Below are 14,199 nucleotides of genomic sequence, written 5' to 3'. Positions count from 1 at the left end.
CGACGGCACCCGCCGCCAGCCGGATGGACGGCACGGACAGCGGGATGGGTACCACGAAGGCGCCCGCCCACATCAGCACGATCAGCGCCTTGCCGATCCGCCCGGGAGCCCGGCCACGGGAGGCGGGGGCAAGGGGCGGACGGTGGGCGGCACCGGCTTGGAGGTGACTTGTCACCGTCTGCGGTCCGGTTCACCCGGAGCTGACCGGTGCGGCCGGCAGGCCCAGCCGGGTGACGATCGCCGCCACCAGCTCGGCTGGCGACACCGCCACCTCCACCACGATCCCGGACTCCTCCGGGCCGAGGTGCTCGAGGATCGCCCGCTGGGAGTCGAGCAGGCCGGCCGACATGTAATGGCCGGTGCGGCGGGTCATCCGGTCCCGGATCACCTCCGCGGAGCCGTCCAGGTGGACGAACTCCACCTCCGGCGGGCCCTGCCGTAGCACGTCGCGGTAGGAGCGCTTGAGCGCCGAGCAGGCCAGCACCGTGGAGACGCCCTCGGCGTGCCGGGCGGCCATCCAGGCGGCCAGGTCACGCAGCCACGGCCAGCGGTCGGCATCGTCCAGCGGGATGCCGGCGCGCATCCGCGCCACGTTCTCCTCTGGGTGGAACTCGTCCGCCTCGGCGAACCGCAGCCCGGTCAGCTCGCTGATCCCCCGCGCCACGGTGGTCTTGCCCGCGCCCGACACGCCCATGACCACGATGTGCCGGGTGGGCGGGTGCTCACCAGTCATGGACGGTGCCGTCCTTGAGCCGGTTGAACGGCAGATACGCCGGCTGGTACGGGAAGCGCGCCGCGGCCTCCTCATCGAGCTCCACGCCGAGCCCCGGCAGCTCACCGGGGTGCAGGTAGCCGTCGGCGAAGCTGAACGACTGCCGGAACACCTCGTTGGTCGCCGGGCCGTGCTGCATGTACTCCTGGATGCCGAAGTTGTGGATCGCCAGGTCCAGGTGCAGGGCGGCGGCCATGCCGACCGGTGAGATGTCGGTCGGACCGTGGATGCCGGACTTGATCTGGTACTGGGCGGCGTAGTCGAGCAGCTTCCGCATGGCCGTGATCCCGCCGGTGTGGGTGACGGCGGACCGGACGTAGTCGATGAGCTGCTCACGGATCAGCGTCTGGTAGTCCCACACGGTGTTGAAGACCTCGCCGATGGCCAGCGGGGTGGTGGTGTGCTGCCGGACCAGGCGCAGCGCCTCCTGGTTCTCGGCCGGCGTGCAGTCCTCCAGCCAGAACAGGTCGTACGGCTCCAGGGCCTTGCCCAGCTTGGCGGCCTGGATGGGGGTCATCCGATGGTGCCCGTCGTGCAGCAGCGGCAGCTCGGGGCCGAACTCGTTGCGCACCGCCTCGAAGACGCCGGGCAGGTGGCGCAGGTAGGCGCGGGTGTCCCAGTCCTCTTCGGCGGGCAGCGCGGTGCGCTGGGCCGGCTCGTAGTCGTACCGTTTGCCGTCGACGCTGGGCTGGGCGGCCACGCCGTAGACGGCGTTGATGCCCGGCACGGAGGTCTGCACCCGGATCGAGCGGTAGCCCATCTCCAGGTGCCGGCGGATCGAGTCGAACAGCTCGGGCAGGTCCCGGCCCGAGGCGTGCCCGTACGCCATGATCCCGTTCCTGGAGGCTCCGCCGAGCAGCTGGTAAAGCGGCATCCCGGCGGCCTTGGCCTTGATGTCCCACAGCGCCACGTCCACGGCCGCGATGGCCGCCATGGTGACGGGCCCTCGCCGCCAGTACGCCGAGCGGTAGAGAAACTGCCAGGTGTCCTCGATGCGATGCGGGTCCCGCCCGATCAGCAGGGGAACAATGTGGTCGGCCAGGTACGAAGCGACCGCCAGCTCCCTCCCGTTGAGGGTGCCGTCCCCGAGCCCGGTGATCCCCTCGTCCGTCGTGATTCTGAGGGTGACGAAGTTGCGATCGGGACTGGTGACGACGACGTCCGCTGCGATGATCTTCACGCAGGTGCCTTTCTCACAGGTGGGGCGGGCGAAGGGTCAGCTCGAGGGTCATGGTCACCATTCAGCGTAGGAGCCGTCCCGGTGCCGCCAGATGGGGCTGCGCCAGGCGTGTCCTCGTTGGCCGGCGGCGCGGACCGCCTGCTCGTCGACCTCGATGCCGAGGCCGGGGGCGGTGAGCCGCTCGACGTGTCCGTCCACGAACGTCAACGGGGTCTTGTCGAGGCAGTAGTCGAGCACCTCGGCGCCGCGGTTGTAGTGGATGCCGATGCTCTGCTCCTGGATCAGGTAGTTCGGCGTGGCGAAGCCGACCTGCAGGCAGGCCGCGAGGGCGATCGGGCCGAGCGGGCAGTGCGGGGCGAGCTGCACGTCGTACACCTCGGCGAGCGTGGCGATCTTGCGTACCTCGGTGATGCCGCCGGCGTGCGAGAGGTCCGGCTGGGCGACCGCGATGCCGGCTTGGAGGACGGGCAGGAACTCCTGCCGGCTGTAGAGCCGCTCCCCCGTCGAGACCGGGATGGTGGTCGAGCGGACGAACTCGCCGATGAGGTGGGAGTTCTCCGGGACGACCGGCTCCTCCAGGAACAGCGGCCGGTACGGCTCCAGCAGCGGCGCCACCCGGCGGGCGTTGGCCAGGGTGAACCGCCCGTGGAAGTCGACGGCGACGTCGCGGTCCTCGCCGAGCACCTCACGGGCCGCGGCCACCCGGGCGACCACGCCGTCCAGCTCGGCGACCGAGGCGAGCGGGCTCATCCTGCCGGAGGCGTTCATCTTCACCGCGGTGAGCCCGGCCTCGACCTGGGCGGCGACGTGGTCGCGGACCTCGCCGGGCTCGTCGCCGCCGACCCAGCCGTACACCCGGATCCGGTCCCGGACCGGACCGCCGAGCAGCTGGTGCACCGGGGCGCCGAAATGCTTGCCGGCGATGTCCCACAGGGCCTGGTCGAGCCCCGCCACGGCACTGGCCAGGATCGGGCCGCCCCGGTAGAACGAGCCCTTGGTCAGCACCTGCCAGTGGTCCTCGATCCGCAGCGCGTCCCGGCCGATCAGCAGCTCCGCGAGCTGGTCGATGGCGGCGCGGACGGTCTCGGAGCGCCCCTCGCAGGTGGCCTCGCCCCAGCCGGCGATCCCGGAGTCGGTCTCCACCCGGACGAAGAGCCAGCGGGGAGCGACCAGGAAGGTCTCGATGCGCGCGATGGTCGTCATGCCGCTCAGCCCTTCGTCGCGCCGGCGGTGAGGCCGGAGACCACGTACTTCTGCACGAACAGGGCGATCACCATGATCGGTACGGTGACCACGGTGGCCGCGGCCATCAGGCCGCCCCAGTCGATGCTGGCGTAACCGACGAAGTCGAAGATCGCCACGGGCAGGGTCTTGGTGTCGGCGTCGGAGAGCACGAGCGCGAACATGAAGTTGTTCCAGGAGAAGATGAAGGACAGGATCCCGGCGGTGGCGATGCCCGGCACGGACAGCGGCAGCATGATGCGGCGGAACGCGCCGATGTGGGTCAGCCCGTCGACCAGCCCCGCCTCCTCCAACTCCTCGGGCAGGCTGTCGAAGTAGCCCATCATGATGTAGACCACCAGCGGCAGCGAGACGAACATGTGGCTGATGATCAGCACCCCGAAGCCCCCGACCATCTTCAGGTTGGAGAAGACGTAATACCAGGGCACCAGGAGCGAGACACCGGGGATGACCCGGGCCATCAGGACCACCAGCGCGGACTTCTTCATGGTGAACCGGCTCATCGAGTACGCGGCCGGCAGGCCGAGGACCAGCGACGCCACGGTGGCGGCGAACGCCACCCAGAGGCTGTTGCCGATGAACTCGACGTAGTTCGCCTGCTGGAGCACCTTGACGTAGTTGTCCACCGTGGGCGAGAAGGCCAGCGCCTTGCCCGGGTCGTAGATGTCGACGTTGGTCTTGAACGACGCGGCGATCATCCAGAGCAGCGGCGCGAGCAGGGTGAGCACCACGACGGTGAGCGCCACCACCCGGAACACCCGGTACGCGGGTCGGGGCTTCATCGCTGCGCCTCCTTGCGCCGGGCGGTCAGGGCCCACATCGCCCCGATGATGATCAGGAAGAAGAGGATGAGGACGGTGGAGGAGACGCCGTAGTCGTTGTAGTCGAAGCTGAGACCGTAGGCGTACACGTTCAGCGTCTCGACCTCGTGGAACGAACCGCCACCGCGTCCCTTGGTGGCGTAGAGGATGTCGAAGGTCTTCAGCGCGTCGATGCCGCGCAGCAGGATCGCCACGGTCAGCGTGGGCATCAGCAGCGGCAGGGTGACGTGCCGGAAACGCTGCCAGGTGCTGGCGCCGTCGATGCGCGCCGCCTCCTGCGGCTCGTCCGACAGCGAGGTGAGCCCGGCGAGCAGGATCAGCGCCACCATCGGCGTCCACTGCCACACGTCGATGAAGATCGTGGTGGGCAGGGCCGTGTGCTGGCCGGCGAGCCACGGCTGCGGCCCGATGCCGACCCAGCCGAGGGCCTGGTTGGCCAGGCCGATGTTCGGGTCGAAGATGAGCCGCCACATCATGCCGACCGCGACCGGGGTGGCGACGAGCGGCATCAGGATGGCGACCCGGACCCACTTCTGCCCTTTGAACGGCCGCCAGAGCAGCAGGGCGATCGCCATCCCGAGGACCACCTCGAACAGCAGCGCGACACCGGTGAAAGTGACGGTCCGTCCGACGGCGGGCCAGAACCGTTCGGTGTCGGACAGGACATCGAGGTAGTTCTCGACGCCCACGAACTCACTCTCCGCGCGGACGGATCCCTCGGCGTCGGTCAGGCTGAGGTAGCCGGTCCAGGCCAGAGGGAACACCAGCAGCGCGGCGACGAAGGTCATCGCGGGCGCGGCGAAGAGCCATTTGCGGTGGTCGTTGACCCAGCGCACCCAGCCGGGCGTCCCGGGGGCGGTGGGGGCGCTGTGCGGCGCCTTGGTGGTGGTGATCGTTGCCATGAGGTGCCTACTTGGCCTCGTCGTCCAGGAACTTCTGGAAGGCGGCGTTGGCCGTGTCGGCCGCCGCGGCGGCGTCCTTGCCGGTGATCGCGTCGACGATCGGCTGGCCGACGATCTCGCGGGCCTCGGCGACCTTCACGACCAGCGGCCGGTCATGACCCACCCCGGCCTTGGTGCTGGCCGCGATCGCCTCCACCAGGTCCTTCGGGAAGGTCGAGGTGCTCTCCGGATTGGCCCAGACCGAGCTGCGGGCGCCCGGCACGCCGGACTTCTGCTGGGCGAGCGTCTGCTCCTTGCTGGTGGCCCACTCGATGAACTTCCAGGCGTTGGCCTGGTTCTCCGAGCTGGAGTTGATGCCCAGCGCCCACGACGGGATGTTGTACGGCTTCGAACCGGACGGGCCGGCCGGGAACGGCGCGAAGCCGACCTGGTCGGAGACCTTGGACTTGGCCGGATCGGTGGCGTTCTTGTAGAGGGAGTTCGCCTCGGTGTAGAAGGCGGCCTTGCCCTGGGTGAAGATGGCCATCGCCTCGGGCCAGCCCATGTCGGTGCTGACGTTCGCCGGGCCGGAGTCCTTGATCAACCCGCCGTAGTAGGCGAACGCCTGCTTGGCCGCGTCGCTGTTGACCGCGGCCTTGCCGCTGCCGTCGACGAAGTCGCCGCCGAAGCTGTAGAGGAAGCTGGAGAACTGGGTGACGGCCGGCGACTTGCCGGTGCGGGCGACGAAGCCGGCGATGTCCGGCTCGGCTGCCTTGATCTTGGCGGCGGCGGCCTTCAGCTCGTCGAGCGTCTTGGGCGGGGCGCTCAGGCCGGCCTTGGCGAGCAGGTCCTTGCGGTAGTAGAGGACCTCCTGCTCGGTGATGATCGGGACACCGACCGGCTTGCCCTCGTGCGTGGTGGCCTCCACCGGGCCGGCCTGGAAGTCACTGAAGTCCCAGGTGGCGTTGGACTTCACCTGATCCGACAGGTCGTCCAGGTACGTGTTCTTGGCGAAGAGCCTGCCCTCCTGCAGGGGGCGGTACATCATCACGTCGATGTCGGACGAGCCGGCGTTCAGCTTGACGTTGTACTGGTCCGAGAGCTGGTCCTCGCCGAGCTGGGTGATCTCGACCTTGAGCCCGGTCTGCTTCTCGAACGCGGGCAGGGCCTGCTTGACGTTCTCCGTCCACACGTGGTTGGCCAGGGTGACCCGGACCGTCGTGGACGCGCCGCCGCCGCCGTCGCCGCCACCGCCGCAGGCGGACAGGCTCATGGCGGCAACCACGGCCAGAGACGTACCGAATATCGATCGACGTCGCACGTCAGGTCTCCTTTCTGTCATGGCCGCCGCCCCCCGGATGAGCGCCACATTGTCGTAACATCTGCTTAATGCGGTGATGCTAGGACAATAAAGCTGACTTATTCAAGGGTCGAGTCTCCACTGATATGCTCTGTGGCGTGAATCAGTCCGCCCCCGGGGTCGCACCCTTGCAGCAGGCCCCCGTCGAGGCTGGGCTGCACGCACGCGTCCTCGACCACCTCGGCACCGCCATCTGCAGCGGCGACGTGGCCGCGGGTTCCGTCCTGAGCATCGACGACCTGATCGACCGCTATCAGGTCTCCCGCTCGGTGATCCGCGAGGTGCTGCGGGTGCTCGCATCCATGGGACTCGTCGAGACCCGGCGCCGGGTGGGGATCATGATCCAGCCCGCGGAGGTGTGGAGCGTCTTCCACCCGCAGGTGATCCGCTGGCGGCTCGCCTCGGCGGGGCGGATGGCGCAGATGCGCTCGATCACCGAGCTACGGACCGCGATCGAGCCGTACGCCGCCTGGTTGGCCGCCGAGCGGATCGACGACGACGAGGCGAGCGAGCTGGTCGGGCTCGCGGCCAAGATGTGGGCCGCCGGTAAGGCCGGCGACGAGGCGCGCTTCCTCACCCTGGACATCGACTTCCACCGGCGGGTGCTGCTCGCCTCCGGCAACGAGATGTTCGCCAAACTGCACCAGATCGTCGCCGAGGTGCTCGCCGGCCGGCACCACTACCACCTGATGCCGCACAACCCGGACGAGCAGGCGTTGCAGCTGCACACCGATGTGGCCCAGGCGATCCAGCGGCGCGACGGCGAGCGGGCCCGGCAGGCCATGGTGGGGATCATGGAGCAGGGGTTCGCCGAGATGAAGTCGATGTGGGAGCAGACCGCCGAGCCGGGCGGCGCCTGACCGCCGCGGGCGAGAACAACCCACCGCTCACGCCGTCAGACGAGAACGCCCCGGCTCACGCAGGTTCGACGCCGTCGTAGTCGATCAGCAGGTGGCGTGGCCCGCGCAGGACGGGGCTCGGCCGGTACGGAGGCGGGTCGGCGGCGAGCCGGGGATTGCGTAGCCGGCGGACGAGCTCGGCCAGCACGATCTGGGTCTCGAGCCGGGCCAGCGGTGCCCCGAAGCAGTAGTGGACGCCGCCGCCGAAGCCCAGATGCTCGTTGCGGGCGCGGCAGAGGTCGAAGCGGTCGGGATCGGCCGTGTGGGCGGGGTCGCGGCTGCCGGCGGCCAGCGCCAGGACGATGGGCGATCCGGCCGGGATGGTGGTGCCGTCGATCGTGATGTCGTCGAGGGCGACCCGCGAGGACACCAGTTGCACGGGCGGCTCGTAGCGCAGCAGCTCCTCGACGGCGGGGACGATGAGGCCGGGCTCGGCGCGCAGGCGTTCCAGCTGGTCCGGGTGGCGCAGCAAGGTGAGCATGCCGTTGGCGATGAGGTTGATGGTGGTCTCGTGGCCGGCGATCAGCAGCAGCACCGCGGTCGCGACGACCTCCTGCGGCGTCATGCCGCCCTCGGGACCGCGGTAGGTGACGAACCCCGACAGCAGGTCCTCTCCTGGCTGCCGCCGGCGGTCCTCGGCGAGTCCGGCGAGGTAGCTTTTCAGCTCGTGCGCCACGGCCTGGCGTTCCCGCTCCCTCTCGGCTCGGTCCTCCTCCCCCGGGCCGAGTGTCTCGATGATCTGGTCGGCCCAGGCGTGGAACCGCGGCTCGTCCTCCACCGGTACGCCGAGCAGCCGGCAGATCACCGCGACCGGCAGCGGGTAGGCGACCTCGTCCACGACGTCCGCCCGGCGTTTGCCGGCGATACCGTCGATCAGCGCGGTGGTGAGGGACACCATGGCGGGGCGCAGCCCGTCCACCATGCCGGGTGAGTGCGGCGGTCCGAAGTGGCGCATGGTCAGGCGGCGCAGCCGGTCGTGTTCGGGCGGGTCGAGCCCGATGAACGACAGTGTCAGGTCCGGCGCCTCGGCCGCGGAGCGGAGATTGCGGCGGTCGGAGCTGACACGCGGGTCGTGCAGTAGCGCGACGATCTCGCGGTACGTGCTGACGACATACGTGCCGTCCTCCTGCCGCGCCACCGGGGTGTGGCGAAGCTCGCCGAAGAGCGGGTACGGGTCCGCGCGGCCGGACGGGTCCAGGATCCGCTCGAAGACGCTGTGCGAGGTCATGGTCTGCGCTCTCTCCTGCCGGGCGTTCAGCTCTGTGGCGCCTGCACCAGCGAGGCGCGGCGTTCGGCCGGGTCGTGACCGGTCACCACGACCGTCGCCCCCGCCGTGGCCACCAGCCGCTCGGGGACCCGTGCGGGCACGGGCTCGGCGGCCTCGCGCTGGTCGACGTGGCGGAACCGGGGCGGGAACGGCGCGGCCTGCTCGATCAGCCGCTGGTAGAACTCCAGCCACAGTCCTTGATCGAAGGTGACCGCCGCCGTGACGCGGCCCTGGTATCCGTAGACGGCGACGAAGCGGCGCTCGGCCACCGAGCCCTGGGTGATGACGACCTCGTCGGCGAAGGTGGGCACGCCGACCGACTTGATGTTGACCCCGAACTGGCTGGACCAGAACACCGGCACCGACAGGTGCGGCCAGCGATGCGCCTGGTCGCTGATCATGTTGTGGGCGGCGATCTCGGCCTGGGCGACCGCGTTGCCCCAGTGCTCCAGCGTCATGAACTGGTACTGGTAGAGCGGGTGCGGGAAGCGCGCGATGTCGCCGGCGACGAAGACGTCATCGGTGACCAGGCCGTTGCTGTCCACGGCGCGGCAGCCCGCGTCGCAGGCAACGCCCCACACGCCGGCGGCCAGGCCCGAGTCCCGCAGCCATTCGACGTTGCGGATGGAGCCGAGTGCGACGACGGCCACGTCGGCCTCCACCGTGCTGCCGTCCGACAGGCGTGCGCCGCGCAGCCGCCCGTCCGCGTCGCCCTCCAGGGCCGTGACCGTCGTGTGGCACCGCAGGTCCACGCCGTGTTCGCGGTGCAGCTGCGCCGCCACGTCGCCGAGCACGCCGCCCAGCGCGCCGACGAGCGGGGCGGGACCGCGTTCGACGACCGTCACCGGCAGGTCCAGTTCGCGGCACACGGAGGCGATCTCCGAGCCGGTGAACCCGGCGCCGAGGATGAGCACCCGGCGCGGGCCGGCGGCCAGCGCCTGCCGCAGCCGGGCGGCGTCGGCGACGGTGCGCAGCGTGTGCACGCCCTCCAGCGCGGCCTCGGCCTCGTTCGGCCAGGACCGGGCGCGGGTGCCGGTGGCCAGCAGGACCCGGTCGAAACCGATCTCGCGGCCGTCGGCCAGCCGCACCCGCTTGCCGGCCACGTCCAGCCCGGTCGCCGGGGTCCCCCATAGCCACTCGGCCTCGACTTCGCGCAGGCGGGGCAGCATGGTGTGGTCGGGCGGCACCTGCCCGGTGAGGACCTGTTTGGACAGGGGAGGCCGGTCGTAGGGCTGGTCGGGCTCGTCGCCGATCACGGTCAGCGATCCGGCGAAGCCCTCCCTCCTGAGCACACCGGCGGCGCGGGCCCCGGCCAGGGAGGCACCGACGATGACGATGCGGCCGTCGCTCTTCCCGGGGGCGGGCGGGCCGGCCTGCTCGGCGGCGTGCCGGGTCGCCGCCCAGTCGAGATGGATGGCCTGGACCGGGCAGGCGGCGGCCGCCCGCAGCACGTGCTCGCGCCGCTCGTCGCCGGGGTCCAGGTCGTACAGCAGCGCCTCTTCTCGCATGGTGAAGACGTCCGGCGCGAGGAAGGCGCACTGCCCGTAGCCCTGGCAGCGCGTCAGATCGACGACGACTTTCACCGGCGACTCCCCCGTCGAGCAAGCACGCGCCCGCTCGTCGGTGACGGGCTCTGCCCGTGTGGGCCTACCCCGGCCGCTGCGCCCTGTAGCCCGGTGACGGTGATCGTTCCCTGGTCTTTGCCGAGCAGGGAGCCCGGCCCGGCGGGAGCGCGGTCCGGCGCTGACCGCAGCGGGTCAGGGCTGGACGTGCACGAGCTCGGCCCCGAGCAGGTCGGCGACCGCCCGCAGGTCGTCGACGCGGTGTCCGGTGCCGAGTGCCCAATGGTGGGAGATGCCGCTGGCGCTCCAGGCGTCGGTCCACTCGCCGGGGTCGCATCCGAAGTCGACCCGCGAGGTGGTGTTGCCGATCTGTAGCAGCGGGCCGCCCACCACCTCCCCCTGCGAGACGACGAAGCCGAAGGCCCCGTCGTGACGCTGCCGCAGGCCGAACGCGGTGACCGGCCCGCGCGCCACGTCGAACTCGACCGAGACGCCCCAGCCCCGCTTGCCGTGGTAGACGCCGAGGCCGCGCAGGAGCGGCCGGCGCGAACTGATCGCCAGATGGGCGGGCCCGTCGTGGCCCATCTCGACATGGCCGCGGGCGAAGTCGAGCGCCTGCAGTTCGGTGAAGGAGCCGCCGCCGCCGAGCCGGTCCATGATCAGCATGGCGAGCGAGGTACGCAGCTCGTACTCGCCTGCCGCCGGGATGCCCCGGGCGGTGAGCAGGGACGCGCCGAGGATCATGCCGGCGCCGAGGCGCTCGTGGATCTCCCCGTCCAGCCCGCGGTGGTAGTAGGCCAGGCTGTCCAGCTCGAAGTCGGCCACGAGCCGGTCGAGCCCGACCGAGACGCGGGCCGCCCACGACAGGTCGTCCTCGTTGACGGTGTCGGCCAGCTCGAAGACCTCGCGGGCCAGCTTCGTCCGCTCGTCGGTCTCGGCGTCGGTGACCTTCTCCACGCGGACCCGCAGGTCGTCGAACTCGAGCACCTCGACGTGCCCGCCGAAGTTGGCGCTGACCAGGGTGAGGTCGGTGGCCACGTCCAGCATCCCAGGATACAGGTGGCCCATGAGTCCGTGCCGGCCCCGCCGCAGCGCCGCCCTGACCCCTGCCGCGCGCACCCACCGGCCGATCTTCTCCCAGGCCCGCTCGTCCTCGAGGTAGCCGGACACCGAGCGGAACGGGACGCCGCAGCGCATGAAGGCGTTGGCCATCTCCGGCAGCGGGCAGGCGCCGCAGTAGGCCAGCCACTGGCCGGTGTCGAAGGCGGCGTGGTCCATGGACTCGGTCGGCTGCAGGTTGATCAGCAACACCGGCGCGCCGCTGCGCTGGGCGATCGGCACGAGCATGGTGGCGGTCATGTAGGTGGTGAGGAACCCGACGATGAGGTCGCAGCCCGCCACGCGCAGCCGTTCGGCCGCCGCGGCGCCCTCCTGGGCGTCGGAGATGAAGCCGACGTCCACCACGTCGCAGTCCAGTGCCGTCATCCGCTCGGCGACCCGGGCGGAGGAGCGCTCAAGCTGCGGCAGCAGGTCGGGGAACTGCGGCCAGTAGGCTCCGAGCCCGCCTGCCACCAGGCCCACCTTGGTGCGGGGCGGCGTGCCGCGGGTGAGTGTGCTCATGAGAGTCTCCCTTCGGTCAGCGGACTTCGACCTCGATGATGCGGGTGTAGTCGTTGGCGCCGTTCGAGGCCAGTGCGACGATGCGGACGGCGTCGGCGGTGACGGGCGCGAAGTCGGAGCGCACGCTGCCCGCGACGTTGCCGCGCACCTGCGCGACCGTCTGCCACTGGCCGTTTAGTCCGGTCTGGACGTCCCAGTCGCGCAGCCCGAAGGTCGCGGCCGGGTAGCGTTCGGTGTTCAGGGTGTACAGGTCCACGCGGGAGACCTGCTTGGCGCCGCCGAGCGCGACGGACACGGTGTCGGGCCAGGTCCGGCCCGTGGCGTCGTTCCAGCCGTTGCCGCCGGCCCACCCGTTGGAGCTCGTGTCGCCGTCGGCGACGCTGCATGGCGGGTAGTTCGCGTTGGTGTGCTGGGAGGAGGCCGTGACCGGCCGCAGCAGCGCCAGGTTGCCGCCGTTGTCGAGGCGGTCCAGGGTGACGACCTCGACGGGCACGGCCAGCGTGCGCTCACCGGCGCGCAGGCGCAGGCCGTACTCGCCCTCGGGGGTGGTGGGCGGGACGGCGACCAGCAGCTTCGCGCCGAGCTCGTAGCCGGGTGGCAGGTAGCTGGACAGCATGGAGCGGGAGGCCGACAGCGGCTGGTCGATCTCCACGAAAAGGTCGGCGTAGACGGGTTTCTTCGCGTCGCTGCGCAGGCCGATCTGGATCTTGGCCGGGCAGGCGGCGTCCACGCCGAGCGGGGCGAGCAGCCGGTCGGCGCCCGCGATGGGGGTCAGCTCGCCGGTGCCCTTGGAGGTGCCGGGCTTGACCCGTACCGAAGGGACCGTCGCGGGCTGCTCGGCGGCGGGAGAGGGGTCCTGCCGCCGGGGGGTGGCTCCCGCGGCCGGCGCGGCCAGCAGGGCGGCGACGCCGGCGACGGCGAGCGCGGCGGTGAGGTGACGCATGATCGTTCCTTCCTGTCAGAGCGCGTTCAGGCCGGGAACGCCGTCGAGCGTCACGAGGCTGGCCCTGGTGGAGACCGGCGCGCCCGGCCGGTCGACGTAGGGGACGACCTTGAAGTCGGCCTGCCACTGGCTCCTGGTGACCTGGCAGGACACGTAGCCGCGCTGGTAGCTGGAGAAACGCAGATGCGGGTTGACGGCGTCGCGCCCGCCGGGCGGCAGGCCGGCGGCGGCGTTGCCGTTGCCGCCGCTGCTGACGGAGGTGCCGACGAACTCCACGCCGACCGTGGGCGAGGCGGGATCGTCGAAGTTCGTCTTGAGCTCGCCTGCCAGGTTGTAGTGAATGTCCCCGGTGAGCACGACGGGGTTGCTGACCCGGCGCTCGGCCATGCCGGTCAGCACGCGGTCCTTGGCGGCCTTGTATCCGTCCCAGAGGTCCATGCTGAGCCGCTGGGCGGGCGAGGCGTCGAAGTCGAGCTGGATCATGGCGATCTGCTGGGCCAGCACGTTCCACTTGGCGCGCGAGGCGCCGAGGCCGTCGAGCAGCCATCGCTCCTGCTCGGCGCCGAGCATCTGCCGGGCGGGGTCGAGGCGCTCGGCGCAGCCGACCTGCTGCCCGTCGCCGCACACCTGGTCGTCGCGGTACTGGCGGGTGTCGAGCACGTTGAACTCGGCGAGGTCGCCGTAGGTGAACCTGCGGTAGATCCGCGCGTCCGGGCCTTGCACGGGGGGCACCCGGATGGGCAGGTTCTCCCAGTAGGCCCGGAAGGCGTTGGCGCGGATGACCAGGTAGTCCTGCTCGCTCACCTCGCCGCCCGGCCCGTGCGGGCCCGCCCAGTTGTCGAGCACCTCGTGGTCGTCCCAGGTGACGATCCACGGCGCCCGCTGGTGCGCGGCCTGCAGGTCGGGGTCGCTCTTGTAGAGGCCGTACTGGACGCGGAAGCGGTCGAGGGTGTCGCACTGCACCCTGAACTGCTCGGGCACCGGCGTCTGGCGCAGTCCGCCGGAGGGCACGATGCCGTATTCGTAGATGTAGTCGCCCAGGTGGAAGACCACATCAGGCTCTTCTTCCGCGAGATGCCGGTAGGCGGTGTAGTAGCCGTCCTGCCACAGGGCGCAGGAGGCGAAGGCCAGCTTCAGGCTCTCGGGGCTGCTGCCCGGCGCGGGCGCCGTCCTGGTCCTGCCGACCGGGCTGATCTGGCCGCCGGTGCGGAAGCGGTAGAAGTACTCCCGGCCGGGATGCAGTCCTTTGGCGTCCACGTGGACCGAGTGTCCGTACTCGGGGGTGGCCCAGGCGGTGCCGTGCCGGGCGCGCCGGGTGAACGCCTCGTCCTCCGCGATCTCCCAGTCGACCGCGATCTTGTTGTACGGCATGCCACCAAGGGGTTCGAGCGGCTTGACGGCCAGGCGGGTCCATAACATGACCCGGTCCGGCAGCGGGTCCCCGGACGCGACGCCCAGGTGGAAGGGGTAGTCGCCTTTGACGGTGGCCGGCGCGGTCCAGGGATCGGCCAGGTTGGTGGTGAAGGCGAGGGCCAGTGCGGAGCCGCCGAGCCCGAAGAAGGAACGGCGGGCGAGGTCGGGCATGCTGCTTCCTCACAGTGCGGGGGGCAGGGCGAAAGCCCTCACTTTGTAGCAAGCAGCCAAAGTCTTAA

Annotated in this window: 12 protein-coding genes; 1 reads left to right on the top strand and 11 read right to left on the bottom strand. The window is 70.8% G+C overall.

Annotated elements, in window-relative coordinates:
* Positions 1 to 190: 190 nt before the first annotated feature.
* From OHA25_RS36030 to OHA25_RS36005, 6 genes are read right to left on the bottom strand one after another with little or no spacing between them, the layout of a single operon-like run.
* Positions 191 to 733 carry a gluconokinase gene (locus OHA25_RS36030; RefSeq protein ID WP_327581377.1) on the bottom strand — a complete coding sequence of 181 codons (543 nt, stop codon included), beginning with the start codon at positions 731 to 733 and terminating at the stop codon, positions 191 to 193.
* On the bottom strand, positions 723 to 1,952 hold the full coding sequence (manD, locus tag OHA25_RS36025; protein WP_327581376.1) for a D-mannonate dehydratase ManD: 1,230 nt from the start codon (positions 1,950 to 1,952) through the stop codon (positions 723 to 725). The genes OHA25_RS36030 and manD overlap by 11 nt, the downstream gene beginning before the upstream one ends.
* A gap of 54 nt (positions 1,953 to 2,006) precedes the next feature.
* On the bottom strand, positions 2,007 to 3,155 hold the full coding sequence (gene dgoD / locus OHA25_RS36020; protein ID WP_327581375.1) for a galactonate dehydratase: 1,149 nt from the start codon (positions 3,153 to 3,155) through the stop codon (positions 2,007 to 2,009).
* Positions 3,156 to 3,160: 5 nt separating this feature from the next.
* On the bottom strand, positions 3,161 to 3,976 hold the full coding sequence (locus OHA25_RS36015) for a carbohydrate ABC transporter permease (protein WP_327581374.1): 816 nt from the start codon (positions 3,974 to 3,976) through the stop codon (positions 3,161 to 3,163).
* On the bottom strand, positions 3,973 to 4,917 hold the full coding sequence (locus tag OHA25_RS36010; RefSeq protein WP_327581373.1) for a carbohydrate ABC transporter permease: 945 nt from the start codon (positions 4,915 to 4,917) through the stop codon (positions 3,973 to 3,975). Before OHA25_RS36010 ends, OHA25_RS36015 begins: the two co-directional genes overlap by 4 nt.
* Before the next feature lie 7 nt (positions 4,918 to 4,924).
* Positions 4,925 to 6,217: an ABC transporter substrate-binding protein gene (locus tag OHA25_RS36005; RefSeq protein WP_327581372.1), complete on the bottom strand. Its 1,293-nt coding sequence runs from the start codon at positions 6,215 to 6,217 to the stop codon at positions 4,925 to 4,927.
* A 137-nt stretch (positions 6,218 to 6,354) separates the two neighbouring features.
* Here OHA25_RS36005 and OHA25_RS36000 point away from each other — a divergent pair, with 137 nt between their 5' ends.
* Positions 6,355 to 7,116 (top strand): FadR/GntR family transcriptional regulator, encoded by a 762-nt coding sequence (locus tag OHA25_RS36000; protein WP_327581371.1) that lies wholly within the window; start codon positions 6,355 to 6,357, stop codon positions 7,114 to 7,116.
* Positions 7,117 to 7,171: 55 nt separating this feature from the next.
* On the opposite strand, the gene OHA25_RS35995 is transcribed toward OHA25_RS36000, so the two are convergent.
* The 5 genes from OHA25_RS35995 to OHA25_RS35975 form a co-directional block, all read right to left on the bottom strand.
* Positions 7,172 to 8,383 (bottom strand): cytochrome P450, encoded by a 1,212-nt coding sequence (locus tag OHA25_RS35995; protein ID WP_327581370.1) that lies wholly within the window; start codon positions 8,381 to 8,383, stop codon positions 7,172 to 7,174.
* 26 nt (positions 8,384 to 8,409) lie between these two features.
* A complete protein-coding gene (locus OHA25_RS35990) occupies positions 8,410 to 10,005 on the bottom strand; it encodes an FAD-dependent oxidoreductase (RefSeq protein WP_327581369.1) in 1,596 nt (531 codons plus the stop codon).
* Positions 10,006 to 10,179: 174 nt separating this feature from the next.
* On the bottom strand, positions 10,180 to 11,604 hold the full coding sequence (locus OHA25_RS35985; protein WP_327581368.1) for an L-fucose/L-arabinose isomerase family protein: 1,425 nt from the start codon (positions 11,602 to 11,604) through the stop codon (positions 10,180 to 10,182).
* A gap of 16 nt (positions 11,605 to 11,620) precedes the next feature.
* Positions 11,621 to 12,547 (bottom strand): discoidin domain-containing protein, encoded by a 927-nt coding sequence (locus OHA25_RS35980; protein ID WP_327581367.1) that lies wholly within the window; start codon positions 12,545 to 12,547, stop codon positions 11,621 to 11,623.
* Between the two features lie 15 nt (positions 12,548 to 12,562).
* Positions 12,563 to 14,131: an alkaline phosphatase D family protein gene (locus OHA25_RS35975; protein WP_327581366.1), complete on the bottom strand. Its 1,569-nt coding sequence runs from the start codon at positions 14,129 to 14,131 to the stop codon at positions 12,563 to 12,565.
* Positions 14,132 to 14,199: the final 68 nt, after the last annotated feature.

It is taken from the genome of Nonomuraea sp. NBC_00507 (assembly GCF_036013525.1).
Classification (GTDB): Bacteria; Actinomycetota; Actinomycetes; order Streptosporangiales; family Streptosporangiaceae; genus Nonomuraea.
Note: the sequence above shows the minus strand (reverse complement) of the source record. Positions and strands in the feature narration are given on the sequence as shown.

What these genes read in the sequence shown, in the direction of transcription:
- OHA25_RS36015 (WP_327581374.1), bottom strand. Translation starts at nt 3,976, where the DNA reads ATGAAGCCCCGACCCGCGTACCGGGTGTTCCGGGTGGTGGCGCTCACC.
- OHA25_RS36030 (WP_327581377.1), bottom strand. Translation starts at nt 733, where the DNA reads ATGACTGGTGAGCACCCGCCCACCCGGCACATCGTGGTCATGGGCGTG.
- OHA25_RS35985 (WP_327581368.1), bottom strand. Translation starts at nt 11,604, where the DNA reads ATGAGCACACTCACCCGCGGCACGCCGCCCCGCACCAAGGTGGGCCTG.
- OHA25_RS35995 (WP_327581370.1), bottom strand. Translation starts at nt 8,383, where the DNA reads ATGACCTCGCACAGCGTCTTCGAGCGGATCCTGGACCCGTCCGGCCGC.
- dgoD (WP_327581375.1), bottom strand. Translation starts at nt 3,155, where the DNA reads ATGACGACCATCGCGCGCATCGAGACCTTCCTGGTCGCTCCCCGCTGG.
- OHA25_RS35975 (WP_327581366.1), bottom strand. Translation starts at nt 14,131, where the DNA reads ATGCCCGACCTCGCCCGCCGTTCCTTCTTCGGGCTCGGCGGCTCCGCA.
- OHA25_RS36010 (WP_327581373.1), bottom strand. Translation starts at nt 4,917, where the DNA reads ATGGCAACGATCACCACCACCAAGGCGCCGCACAGCGCCCCCACCGCC.
- OHA25_RS35980 (WP_327581367.1), bottom strand. Translation starts at nt 12,547, where the DNA reads ATGCGTCACCTCACCGCCGCGCTCGCCGTCGCCGGCGTCGCCGCCCTG.